The 12,618-nt window shown below is 44.1% G+C and carries 13 protein-coding genes; 5 read left to right on the forward strand and 8 right to left on the reverse strand.

The window, feature by feature from the left end:
• Positions 1–2: 2 nt before the first annotated feature.
• The 4 genes from mutL to AB1Y31_06370 form a co-directional block, all read right to left on the reverse strand.
• Positions 3–1,790 carry a DNA mismatch repair endonuclease MutL gene (gene mutL / locus AB1Y31_06355; protein ID MEW4982787.1) on the reverse strand — a complete coding sequence of 596 codons (1,788 nt, stop codon included), beginning with the start codon at positions 1,788–1,790 and terminating at the stop codon, positions 3–5.
• Positions 1,791–1,860: 70 nt separating this feature from the next.
• Positions 1,861–3,204: an N-acetylmuramoyl-L-alanine amidase gene (locus AB1Y31_06360; protein MEW4982788.1), complete on the reverse strand. Its 1,344-nt coding sequence runs from the start codon at positions 3,202–3,204 to the stop codon at positions 1,861–1,863.
• Positions 3,205–3,216: 12 nt separating this feature from the next.
• Positions 3,217–3,633 carry a tRNA (adenosine(37)-N6)-threonylcarbamoyltransferase complex ATPase subunit type 1 TsaE gene (gene tsaE, locus AB1Y31_06365; GenBank protein ID MEW4982789.1) on the reverse strand — a complete coding sequence of 139 codons (417 nt, stop codon included), beginning with the start codon at positions 3,631–3,633 and terminating at the stop codon, positions 3,217–3,219.
• The gene (locus tag AB1Y31_06370; protein MEW4982790.1) at positions 3,623–5,086 is read right to left on the reverse strand and encodes an NAD(P)H-hydrate dehydratase; all 1,464 of its coding nucleotides are present in this window, start codon (positions 5,084–5,086) and stop codon (positions 3,623–3,625) included. Before AB1Y31_06370 ends, tsaE begins: the two co-directional genes overlap by 11 nt.
• Before the next feature lie 263 nt (positions 5,087–5,349).
• Between AB1Y31_06370 and queG the strand changes: the two genes are divergently transcribed.
• Positions 5,350–6,432: a tRNA epoxyqueuosine(34) reductase QueG gene (gene queG / locus AB1Y31_06375; GenBank protein MEW4982791.1), complete on the forward strand. Its 1,083-nt coding sequence runs from the start codon at positions 5,350–5,352 to the stop codon at positions 6,430–6,432.
• 65 nt (positions 6,433–6,497) lie between these two features.
• A complete protein-coding gene (locus tag AB1Y31_06380; GenBank protein ID MEW4982792.1) occupies positions 6,498–8,198 on the forward strand; it encodes a methyl-accepting chemotaxis protein in 1,701 nt (566 codons plus the stop codon).
• Here the strand turns inward: AB1Y31_06380 and orn are convergent.
• On the reverse strand, positions 8,195–8,740 hold the full coding sequence (orn, locus tag AB1Y31_06385) for an oligoribonuclease (protein MEW4982793.1): 546 nt from the start codon (positions 8,738–8,740) through the stop codon (positions 8,195–8,197). The two genes, AB1Y31_06380 and orn, sit on opposite strands and share 4 nt — an antisense overlap.
• A gap of 53 nt (positions 8,741–8,793) precedes the next feature.
• On the opposite strand from orn, the gene AB1Y31_06390 reads away from it, so the two are divergent.
• Genes AB1Y31_06390 through rsgA form a run of 3 tightly spaced genes read left to right on the forward strand, consistent with a single transcriptional unit; the run spans position 8,794 to position 11,325 of the window.
• The gene (locus tag AB1Y31_06390; protein ID MEW4982794.1) at positions 8,794–10,047 is read left to right on the forward strand and encodes a M48 family metallopeptidase; all 1,254 of its coding nucleotides are present in this window, start codon (positions 8,794–8,796) and stop codon (positions 10,045–10,047) included.
• A gap of 14 nt (positions 10,048–10,061) precedes the next feature.
• Positions 10,062–10,355 (forward strand): hypothetical protein, encoded by a 294-nt coding sequence (locus AB1Y31_06395; GenBank protein MEW4982795.1) that lies wholly within the window; start codon positions 10,062–10,064, stop codon positions 10,353–10,355.
• A 40-nt stretch (positions 10,356–10,395) separates the two neighbouring features.
• The gene (gene rsgA, locus AB1Y31_06400) at positions 10,396–11,325 is read left to right on the forward strand and encodes a ribosome small subunit-dependent GTPase A (protein MEW4982796.1); all 930 of its coding nucleotides are present in this window, start codon (positions 10,396–10,398) and stop codon (positions 11,323–11,325) included.
• Here rsgA and AB1Y31_06405 read toward each other — a convergent pair.
• The 3 genes from AB1Y31_06405 to AB1Y31_06415 are packed head-to-tail and all read right to left on the reverse strand — an operon-like array spanning position 11,322 to position 12,605.
• Positions 11,322–11,666 (reverse strand): histidine triad nucleotide-binding protein, encoded by a 345-nt coding sequence (locus AB1Y31_06405; GenBank protein ID MEW4982797.1) that lies wholly within the window; start codon positions 11,664–11,666, stop codon positions 11,322–11,324. The two genes, rsgA and AB1Y31_06405, sit on opposite strands and share 4 nt — an antisense overlap.
• An 11-nt stretch (positions 11,667–11,677) precedes the next feature.
• A complete protein-coding gene (recR, locus tag AB1Y31_06410) occupies positions 11,678–12,274 on the reverse strand; it encodes a recombination mediator RecR (GenBank protein ID MEW4982798.1) in 597 nt (198 codons plus the stop codon).
• Between the two features lies 1 nt (position 12,275).
• Complete coding sequence (locus tag AB1Y31_06415) at positions 12,276–12,605, reverse strand: YbaB/EbfC family nucleoid-associated protein (protein ID MEW4982799.1); 330 nt, start codon at positions 12,603–12,605, stop codon at positions 12,276–12,278.
• Between the last annotated feature and the right edge of the window lie 13 nt (positions 12,606–12,618).

The following is a 12,618-nucleotide window of genomic DNA, read 5'->3' on the forward strand; positions in this document are numbered from 1 at the left end:
AGCTACTGGCCTCGTAAAAACAACGCATCCAATTGCTGCACGTTAAGCAGAACCCAAGTGGGGCGTCCATGATTACACTGACCACTGTTTTCCGTTTGCTCAATATCACGCAATAGAGCATTCATTTCCATTTCAGTTAATCGGCGGTTGGCTCTAATAGAACCGTGACACGCCATATTTCCTAACACGGTATAACAGGCATCTTGAACGCTTTTAGTTTCACCTGTTTGCGCAAGGTCTTGCAGCAAGTCCCGCACAAGCTTTTCAGCATCGTCTAGAGCCAACAAAACTGGAATAGCGCGGACTAATAAGGTATTTGGACCCGACGAACTCAAGTCCAAACCTAACTCATCCAACATGTGTTGATGCTGTTCAAACACCAGCATTTCTTCATCAGACAACTGCACTTTTTGCGGAATCAATAATGGCTGAGATGGCATATCACCGGCGTCATACTGCTTTTTCATCTTTTCATACACAATACGCTCGTGCGCCGCGTGCGTATCGACCAGCACCAAGCCTTTTTCCGATTCAGCAAGAATGTAAGTATTGTGTAAATGAGCAATGGCAAAACCCATCGTCGGTATCGCCCCGTCCGTTTGCCCGCTATTGCTAGCAAAAGCGGTTGGTGTTGCACCCTGCCGTGGCGCCGAATACGCCATGCCACTACTATAACTAACCGAAGGTTCGGCCACTGACATCGGTATATGCCGCTGTTGCATACTACTAGGTGCGGATAAGGGTAATGTAGAATCTACCTGCGGTTGCTGCACTGGATATTGATCTGCCGGCCGCACGTCTGTCAATAATTGCTTAACTCGACGATAGACAAAGTCATGCACCGCCTTGCTTTCTCGAAACCGCACTTCTAACTTAGCTGGATGAGCATTCACATCCACTAAAACGGGGTCGATAGTCAAATACAAGACATAAACAGGGTGACGACCATGAAATAAAACATCTTGATACGCCAAACGAACCGCATGATTAATCAGTTTATCGCGTATTAAACGACCGTTCACATAGAAAAACTGCATGTCGGCTTGCGACCTTGAATAGGTTGGCAGGCCAACCCAACCTTGCAATGCTAAAGCACCATTTACAACGTCAATGCGCACTGACTCCTGCGCAAAACCATCGCCGCAAAGCAAACTGACTCGCTGATCTTTTTGTTCGTCACTTAACGCAGGCTTAAGGTCTATCACCTGCCGTTGATTATGTTTAAGGGTAAATTCCACGTCAAAACGACTAAGTGCCATGCGCTTAATTACCGTTTCAATATGGCCAAATTCGGTCTTATCAGTTTTCAGGAATTTTCTGCGTGCTGGCGTATTATAAAAAAGATCACGCAACTCAACGCTAGTACCAATAGGGTGCGCAGCGGGAACCGGATCCAATTCACTTTCAGTACCATCTGCTTTTACGCACCAACCCGCATTTTCACTGGCTTGTCTCGAAACTAAGGTGAGACGAGAGACAGAACTCATGCTAGGCAGGGCTTCTCCCCTAAAGCCAAAGCTAAGAACCGATTCCAAGTCCAATAATGAACCAATTTTACTGGTCGCATGTCGAGATAAGGCTAAATCCAAATCCGACTTATCAATGCCTGAACCATTATCACTCACGCGTATTAAACGTGAACCCCCTTCTTCAATTTCCACCAAAACACGCGTTGCACCCGCATCAAGCGAATTCTCAACCAACTCTTTGACCGCCGAGGCTGGGCGCTCAATCACTTCACCCGCGGCAATTTGGTTAATTAGTTGTGGCGGTAGTTTTTTAATGGACATAGGACGTTCGATAGCTGTAATGTTTTTACCGTATAGGTTACACACATTGTATCGAAAAATAACTCTCTGACTAACTCGGTATTTGGATAACTTGCCCGACTTTAATTTTACTGCTCCGCAAGGCGTTTACTTTTTTTAGGGATGACAACGAGACTCGATGCCGTTGAGCAATAGCCGACAGCGTATCGCCTTTTTTAATTTTGTATGTGGACTTTGCTAAACGTATCGTCGGTGCCGATGGCTGATGTTGATGCGCAAAGTAGGTTTTAATACCCTTCAAAATAGCACTCGCCACCTTTGACTGATGTCTTGGAGTACGCAGTTTCGCTTCTTCATTTCTATTTGAAATAAAAGCGGTTTCTACCAGAATGGAGGGGATATCAGGTGACTTCAGCACCATAAAGCCAGCCCGTTGAACTTGCTTTTTATGCACGTGTCCAAGGCCTTTCAGGTTTTTAAGGACCTCGGCAGCTACCGTTGCACTCGCGTCCTCAGTATGATTTTGTGACAAGTCCAACAATACCGACGCTAACATATCATCCTTATCATCCAAACTGACGCCACCCACTAAATCCGCCGCATTTTCACTTTTCGCCAACCAACGCGCAGCCTCACTACTAGCACCTCGATTAGATAGCACATACACCGAAGAACCTCTTGCACGCTGATCTTTAAACGCATCAGCATGAATAGAAACAAACAAATCTGCTTTCGCTTTACGTGCCTTTTCCATACGCTTGCGCAAACCAATATAGTAATCACCCTTGCGGACTAAATAGGCTTTCATATTGGGCTGTTTATTCACCAACGCTGCTAGCTTTTTAGCAATGGCCAATACCACTACTTTTTCACGTGTCCCTCTATGCCCCTTTGCACCCGGATCTTCACCACCATGGCCAGCATCAATGGCAACGATCCATTTGTTTTTCTTATTGGTACTAGAAGCTTTTTTTATAGCACGCGGGGGGACCCCAGACTTGTTTAACTTTGGGTATAAATCAATCACCAAACGATGGCCGTAATCCGCGTTAGGCTTTAATAAAAAGCTTTTTGCATTAACGAGTGTTTTTAAATCGATAACTACCCGGAGGTCTTTTTTATTACGCGGCGCCTGCCTCATTAGGCTAACAACCTTGTGCGTCGGCGAAAAATTCGGCAATGTTGCGTTAAATTTAATGTTATCTAAATCCACCACTAATCGCGGTGGGTTATCGAGCGTAAACACCTTGTATTCAACGGGGGAAGTCAACCCAAGAACTAAGCGGGTATGATCTGGAGCAGTCCAAAATCGTAATGATTCGACTTTTTTGTTCGGCGCCGCCATAGAAACAGCGCTCGAAGACAACATAAATACCAGTAAAAGCAGCTTCGAAAAACGCCGAGTCAGTTTAAAGTTATTCGAGAATAGTTCCATAACCAACTGTTTTTATGAGTCTTTGTAGTTAGATATTAACAGTTCTCGCTCACTTCCGTAAATATTTATTTTAACCACAGTGTCAGGTGCAGGAAGCAAACCATCCCCTTTATCTGGCCATTCAACAAAACAAATTGTCTCGTCATTTAAATAATCACGCATACCCATATATTCCAATTCTTCTGCATCCATCAATCGGTACAAGTCAAAATGAAAAACAGGCTGGTTATTGATCGAGTACGGTTCGACCAAATTATACGTTGGACTTTTAACCGAGCCTTGATGTCCCAAGCCATTCAGCACACCGCGGACAAAGGTTGTTTTCCCCGCACCTAAGTCACCCACCAAGAAAATTAACAGGCCTGGTTTCAACTGCAAGGCAAATTGTTTACCCGCATCTAACATCGCCTGTTCATCTTTAATAATCATTCACTAACTCACGTATCGAGGTCATTAAGTCACTTGCCAACAAGCCTTTTTCACCATTTTTTGCCGCTCGGTCACCCGCTAAGGCATGGATCATAACAGCTAATTTGGTTGCCTCTGACAACGGGTGTTTTTGCGCCACTAATGCGGCGATAATACCTGTTAGCACATCGCCCATTCCCGCCGACGCCATTCCCGGATTGCCCGCAGTGCACACTGAAATAACCACACCGTCGTTCACTAAACTACCGGCACCTTTCAACACAACGACACCGCCATATTGTTGTTGCAATTGCTTAATCGCTGCAAACCTGTCTTGCTGAATGTCCATTGTTGAACAGCCCAACAAGCGAGCCGCCTCGGCAGGGTGTGGTGTTAACACCCAATTGTCACGCTTTTCAGGGGACTTAGCCAACATATTAAGAGCATCTGCATCCAGAACCATCGGTTTATTTAGTTCTAACGTTGCTTCAAACAAGGTTTCTGACCACGGCGTTTGTCCCAAACCAGGACCAACAGCTAGCAAATCACAACGCTCTGCCAACGCAAACAACTCGGCTGACGTATTTACCCCGTGGCACATCAGCTCAGGCCTCGCAATATTAATAAAGGCCGCGTGTTCTTGCCGCGTTGCGACACTGACCAAGCCTGCACCGGCTCTTAGTGCCGCCTCACCCGTCATCCGAATGGCACCGCTATAACCACAACAGCCCCCCAGCATTAAAACATGACCAAAATCACCTTTATGTGTGTTTTTAGCCCGTGGCAGCAAGTTTTTTTTCATTAACTCGAAGACGAGTAGTTGTGCCTCAGCGGTTTGATTTACAAGTATCTGTGAGTCTACGGATAGATCATCAAGCAACACTTCCCCACTGTGCTGAACACCATCTGCGGTAAATAGGCCGCGCTTTAAGGCTATAAAACTCAAGGTTGTATCCGCCTGCACGGATCCAGCACTTGCACAGCCGGTATTGGCGTTTAAACCGGAAGGCACATCAACAGATAGAACCGTTAGTTCCGAAGCATTTATTAGTTCAACAGCAGCCAAAAAAGCACCCGTTAACGGTTTACTCAAGCCAGTACCAACCAACGCATCGACAATAACACCCGAGTCAAGCACCGCTGGTAGTGTTGTGCTCAGCTCGCCAACTTCATTGTATTTCTCATAGGCACGTAAACCATCGCCACTCAATTTGCTCACGTCGACCAGCGTATAAACTCGTGGATTAACGCCCGATTCAATTAATAATGTCGCTAACACATAACCATCGCCTGCGTTATTGCCCGCACCACAAAAGATATGCACCGTGTCATTTTTAGAAACCATTTGCTGAAGCTGCTGAAAAAGCGCTTGCCCAGCTCGCCGCATTAAATCAAAACCCGTTATTCCGGTTGCAGCCGTCGCTTGCTGATCCATTTGACGCACTTGCTCTACGGTAAACAATGGAAATGACATGGTGATAATTTCTCGGTTAAGAAGAAGTTAATTCTAATCTATCTAGCTAGCTAAATCGCGTCGTGCTTTGAACATAGTGCCCATAGGGATGCTTTTTTCTACGAAAAAGTAGTTTATATCAAAGCAGCGAGTTGTTAGTGCATGGTAACCTGCCCCAATATCGAGCAGCTTGGGTTAGTTATCAATAAGAGATAGGTTTAATCTGTATTCCTGATAACAGTAACCGAAATAAAGCACTTGCAATAAAACAACCAGTTCTTTTAATGCGCATAGACGACGAATCAAACTTACAACAATTAGCCGATGAAATTAAGGCCCTCGGGCAGTCCCTAGGCTTTCAGCAAGTTGGTATTACAGATACAGACCTTTCAGAAGCAGAAACACAGTTAAACAACTGGCTCGATAAGGGCTTGCATGCTGACATGGCGTATATGCACAAGCACGGTACCAAACGCACCCGTCCCGACGAATTACACAGCGGCACCATACGTATTATATCGTGCCGCATGGACTACTTACCCGAGCCGATGAAGCAGACAAACGCGCTAATGGACGACCCTATTAGAGCGTATATTTCTCGTTACGCACTGGGCCGTGATTACCATAAAGTTATCCGCAAAAAGCTACAGCGTCTCGCCAGTTTAATTGAACAAAAAATTGGGCCTTTTGGATACCGCGCCTTCGTTGACAGCGCCCCCGTTATGGAAAAAGCCATCGCACAAAAAGCCGGTTTAGGCTGGATTGGCAAACACAGTAATGTACTCAACAAAGAGGCTGGTTCTTGGTTTTTCCTTGGTGAGTTATACGTCGACCTAGCACTACCTATCGACCAAGCCACCGAGGAACATTGTGGCGAATGCACCCGCTGCATCGACATATGTCCAACTCAGGCGATTATTGCTCCCTATACCGTCGATTCTAGACGCTGCATTTCATATCTAACCATTGAATTAAAAGGCGCTATTCCCGAGCAGTTTCGCTCTTCAATGGGAAACCATATTTATGGTTGCGATGATTGCCAGCAAGTTTGCCCTTGGAATCGTTTCGCAAACTTAACAGGGGAAAAAGATTTTATCGCTCGCCATGGCTTAGACGCCATCAGCTTAATTGAGACTTTCCACTGGGACGAGAAAACCTTTCTCTCAAATACCGAAGGCTCTGCCATTCGTAGAATTGGTTATGAAAGCTGGATTAGGAACATCGCCATTGCCTTAGGTAACGCCCCATACAATGAACTTATTTTAAACGCTCTGAATAAGAAAAAAGATGACCAAAACCCTATCATCAAAGAACACGTACAGTGGGCTATTCAACAACAAAAAAACGTTTCTAATATAAAAAACTAAAGTTTAAGCCACACCGACCGTTAAGTTAATACATACCAACAATAACTAAAATATTCTGAGGAAAAATGGAAAAATCACGCCAGTACCCTATCCAAACTTTATTTCCCGTCTTTGCTGTTAGCATTATCGTTGCTTCCGCTTGCGGCTTACTCATTGGGTATCTCACGCCGGACCAAACAAACGCCATGGTAACCGCCGTTTTAATCGCGTTATTCTCTGCTCTATCAACCCTCTCTGTTGTTTTTACTTTATCTTTACGGCCCACCTTTCGATCGCTTGGCTCCATCGAAGATGCGCTCAACACAAACAAAAGAATACCGGAAGAAGAAGCCAGCGCCATTGCTAAAAACTCTCTAGTTAAGCACCTAAATACCGCCATCAATAAATATGTCGGCGATTTCCATCAGCGTGCTAAACGCTTAGGCAATAGTGGCAACACCATTGCTATTGGCTCTGCTGAAGTATCCGGTTTTGTCGACACCCTAAACAAGACTATCCAAGGTCAAGCTGATAAGGCCACTCAAATCTCCAGCGCTGCAGAGGAAATCTCACAATCTACAAGCCAAATTGCAGAGCTTCTAGTAGAAGCCGTTAGTGCCGCCGCTAGAACCAATTCCTCTTGTACCGAGGGTGAACTCGCTATTAATAGCGCCATTAGCACCATTCATAGCGTCAACAATCAAGTGCAATCAACCTCTGATTCAATTCGCAGCCTTAAAGCCAAATCAGAACAAATACAGTCCATCACAGAAGTTATCAACAGTGTTGCAGATCAAACCAACCTGCTAGCCTTAAATGCCGCCATTGAAGCTGCTCGTGCAGGCGAACATGGCCGAGGGTTTGCCGTGGTAGCTGACCAAGTCCGTGAATTGGCAAACAAAACAGCCACAGCCACCAGTGACATTGCAAAAATGCTTGGGGAAATTAGTAGCGAAACGGGTACTGCTGTCAACATCATGGAAAAATTAGAAGTGGACGTAAATGAGGTGGTTGGATCAACCGAACTCATCGGACAGTCTCTTCAGACCATTAACGCCGAAGCCTCTGCCTCCGAGCAGCAAGCACGCGATATCCAACAGATGATCGAAGAACACGTCTTAGCGACCTCTGAAATTTCCAATTCAATTGATCATATACGTGAAGAACTTGAACACACAGAAAAAGAGTCACTCGCAGCATCCGATCAGGCGATGCAATTGGCTGCTATATCCGAGACTATCTACAATGATTTATCGATGTTCAACCTAGGCACATTTCACGACGAAGTGAAAAAAATGGGCAAACAAATGGCACAAGAAGTACAGTCATTATTTGAATCTTCCATTAAGAATAATACGATACCTGAAAACTATTTATTTGACCGTGAATATAAAGCTATTTCAGGCACAGACCCACAAAAATTCAACACTAAATATGATAATTTCTGTGATGCGACCTTACCTTTAATTCAGGAAAAATTTCTAAACAATGAAAGAGTAATATACGCAGCTTGTACCGATCCGAATGGCTACATTCCAACACATAACAATAAATTTGCTAAGGCCCCCACAGGCGATTATCAAACCGACTTGGTCAGTAGCCGGAGTAAACGTATATACCAAGACCCAACAGCAGTTCGTTGCGGTTCACACACCCAAGATTTTTTATTACAAACGTATAAACGCGATACTGGAGAAATTTTCCACGACTTATCTGTCCCAATATACGTTAATGGTCAACATTGGGGTGGTGTACGCATGGGGTATAAAGCCGATGCCACTGCTTAGACTTTGATAAAATTTTCTCTGTAATGCTTCAGTTCTTCAATCGACTCAATGACATCATCTAAGGCTTGATGAGTCGCTTTCTTCTTGAAACCCTTCATAACATCCGGTGCCCAACGACTCGCCAACTCCTTTAGAGTGCTAACGTCCAAGTTCCTGTAATGAAAAAAAGTTTCAAGCGTTGGCATGTAATTGGCCATAAAGCGTCGATCTTGGCAGATGCTATTCCCACACATGGGTGAGGCACCTTTTGGAACCCATTGCTCTAGAAATTTGATCGTTTGTTGCTCAGCATCACTTTCAGTCAGCGGACTTTTTAATACACGTTCAATCAACCCCGACTGGCCATGATGTTTTTGATTCCAATCATCCATCGCATCCATCGTTTGCTTTGTCTGATGTACCGCTAACACGGGTCCTTGAGCGAGAATCCTCAAGTCCTTATCAGTGACAACAGTCGCTATTTCAATGATAGAATCTGTGGCAGGCTCTAAACCTGTCATTTCAAGATCGATCCAAATTAAGTTTTGCTTGTCTTGAGACATTTAATGACCTTTTAAGTTAGAAATATAAATTACACCGGTATATTAATGAAATTATGAACGAATTTAGCTATATATTTTTATTTTTTTTAGTGACATCGCTATTGCTTAAACTTTGGCTGAATAAACGTCAGATGAGCCATGTTATGTACCATCGAGACAGTGTACCGGATGATTTCAAAGGTAAAATTGATCTGGACGCACACCAAAAGGCTGCTGATTACACCATCGCTAAGACTAAAGTGGCTAACTTAAACACCATTCTGGGCAGCGCTTTATTAGTCGTGTTGACATTAGGTGGCATCATCAATGTCCTTGTCGACGCCTCTCAAGCTTATATTAATAATGATATTTGGTCGGGCGTTGCCCTGATCATGTGTGTTTTTATTGCTTCCCACCTTATCGAACTGCCGATTTCCATCTACCAAACATTCAATATCGAGCAAGCATTTGGCTTTAACCGGACAACCGTTGGGCAATTTATTAAAGACCAATTCTTACAAATCGCCTTAATGCTCACCATTGGCCTGCCTCTTTTATATGCCTTGCTTTGGGTCATGGCAAAAATGGGCGATTATTGGTGGGTCTATGCTTGGCTACTAACCATTAGCTTCACTTTTTTTATGACATGGCTTGTGCCCACCTTTATTGCCCCACTATTTAACAAGTTCACACCGCTTGAAGATGAGGCGTTAAAGTCGCGAATCACACAGCTATTCGAACGCTGCGGCTTTAACAGCAAAGGTATCTACGTAATGGATGGATCACGTCGTTCAGGTCATGGCAACGCCTACTTCACCGGCATTGGTAACAATAAGCGAATCGTCTTTTTTGACACGCTAATAGAATCACTAAATACCGATGAAATTGAAGCCGTACTGGCCCATGAGCTCGGCCATTTTAAGTGTAAACACATCACTAAACAGATGTTTGTTTCGACCGGCGTAACGCTCATTGGCTTCGCTCTTTTGGGCTGGCTAAAACAACAAAATTGGTTTTTTGATGGCCTTGGTGTGTTGCAAATTAATGATGCAATTGCTCTACTGCTTTTTATTCTTGTCACCCCAATTTTTACGACTTTTCTACAACCTATCGGTAGTTACTTTCAACGTAAATTTGAATTTGAGGCGGACGCCTTTGCAAGCACCATGGCTAAACCTGAACATCTCATTCAAGCGTTGGTTAAATTGTATCGCGAGAATGCCAGCACACTAACGCCAGACCCACTTTACTCAAGCTTTCACCATAGCCATCCACCAGCGGGGGTTAGAATTAACCATCTGAAGAGTCTAGCCAATTCAGCGTCATAACATTGAGATGTGACATGACAATAAAACAAAGCATCATTATCAGCTATTTGATATTACTGTCTTTTAACAGCCACGCGGTCGACATTAATAACGGAAAAGCTCTGCATACAGAGTATTGCTTAACCTGTCACACTACAACTAAGTACACCGCTAAAAATCACAAGGTTCGCGACCTAGCGACACTTGAAAGCCGAGTAAAACGTTGCGACTTTTCACTAGGCACGCAGTGGTTCGATGAAGATATTGCAGATGTTGTTGCCTATTTAAACCAAGACTTTTATCACTTTAAAACTGAATACAATAAATAATGCTATCAAATAATATCCGTTCTAATTAGGCTAATGGTATATGAGCAAAAATAGACAGTTAAGCCACACTAAACAAGATAGCGCGTCACTTCTAAAAGGTAGGATCATAGCCCACTTGGGCAAAGCCTTACTGGTGGAGGATAACGAGGGGCAAACCGCTCTTTGTAAAAAACGCACACAACTCGAACAGCCTGCCGTTGGAGATTATGTTGAGTGGATAAAAACAGAAGACGGCGCTGGACGCGTGGAAAAGATCCTAGAACGTAGGTCTTTGCTGTCTAGGCCTGCCAAAAATGGTAACACACGACCTGTTGCAGCTAATCTAGATCAAATCGTTGCTATTCTAGCCGTTAAACCCACGATAGATCCGCTACTACTCGACCAATACCTCATCGTTTGTGAACTTCAAGAAATAAGGCCGCTCATTGTATTGAATAAGACTGACCTTCTTGATGAAAAATCCAAAGAATATATCGATGACTTAGTCTTAGTGTATAGAAATCTAGGTTATGAAGTCATTGAGATCAGTGCCATTAGCAAAACGGGGTTAGACACCTTAAGGGAACGCTTGAGAAATGAAACCAGTATTTTAGTGGGACAGTCTGGTGTGGGCAAATCGACGATTACTAACGCTTTATTACCCGACTTGGAATTGCAAACAAAAACGCTATCCACCGCATCAGGTTTAGGCAAGCACACGACCACTTCAACAAACCTGTATAAATTACCTGAAGGTGGTGACATTATTGACAGCCCGGGTGTCAATATTTTTGGCTTAGCTCACATTACCGAACAGAATTTGGCCTATGGCTACCGTGAAATTAAGCAACTGGCCGACCAGTGTAAGTATTCAAATTGCATGCATTTAAAAGAACCAAAATGCGCGGTTAAAGACGGTGTTGAAAGCGGTGAAGTTTCAAAACAGCGTTATTTACGCTATTTAAAATTAAGAGATAAATTATCGTATTAGCCCGGTGGCCACTGCATTGCTCGACCACCTAATAAATGCAAGTGGATATGATAAACCTCCTGCCCTGCATCCTGTTTGCAGTTAAAAACCGTTCGATACCCAGAATCTGCTAGCCCTTCCATTTCCGCTACTTTTTTAGCGGCTTGTACGATCTCACCGATTAGCAGCGTATCTTCCTCGGCCATATCTGCCAACGTTGGAATATGTTTTTTAGGAATCACTAAAACATGGGTCGGTGCCCGTGGATTAATATCCCTAAACGCTAAAATAGAATCCGTTTCATAGACAATATCTGGCGTAATCTCACCGTTCGCCATTTTACAAAATAAACAATCACTCATTCTCGCCTCCTTTACACTTCACTACGGCCACTAAACGCATGCGATAGTGTGCCACTGTCAATATATTCTAGTTCGCCGCCAAATGGCACGCCGTGCGCAATCCGTGTTGCTTTGATATGGTGTTTCTTAGCCATTTCACTGATGTAGTGAGCTGTCGCCTCACCTTCAACGGTTGGATTGGTGGCTAAAATAATTTCTTTGATCGCACCTAACTTGAATCTGTCGACTAGTTTATCTAAGCCAATTTCAGCCGGCCCCAAACCATCTAACGGTGACAAACGACCATTGAGTACGAAGTACAAGCCTTTAAACGATGTCGCCCCTTCTACCGCCATGACATCAGCCGGCGTTTCTACAATACACAATAATTCTTGGTCACGACGATCGTCCGAACATAAGCCACAAATTTCGGATGAAGTCAGTGTTTGGCAAGCCGTACAATGGCCTATCTTCTCGACCGCTTCAGCCAAGCTTTGCGCTAACTTAAACGCCCCTTGACGATCACGTTCTAACAGGTGAAACGCCATCCGCTGAGCCGATTTTTGACCTACGCCAGGCAAGCAACGCAGTGCCTGCATAAGGTCCTGTAGAACGGGTTCTGACAGCATATTAGAACGGTAATTTAAAACCAGGGGGTAATGGAATACCTGCTGTCATACCGGCCATACTCTCTTTGTTTTCCACTTCAACCTTACGAACGGCATCATTAATCGCCGACACAATTAGGTCTTCTAGCATTTCTTGGTCATTATCTTCGATGAGACTTGGGTCAATCGTCAGCTTTCGAGCTTCATGCTTGCCCGTCAGAACAATTTTAACGAGACCAGCGCCGGACTCACCTGTTACTTCAAGTTCTGCAAGTTTTTGCTGCGCCTCTTGCATCTTTTCCTGCATTTTTTGCGCTTGTTGCATTAAATCACCTAATTGGTTCTTCATCATTTCTCCGTACTGT

This window comes from Cycloclasticus sp. (assembly GCA_040743155.1).
Classification (GTDB): domain Bacteria; phylum Pseudomonadota; class Gammaproteobacteria; order Methylococcales; family Cycloclasticaceae; genus Cycloclasticus.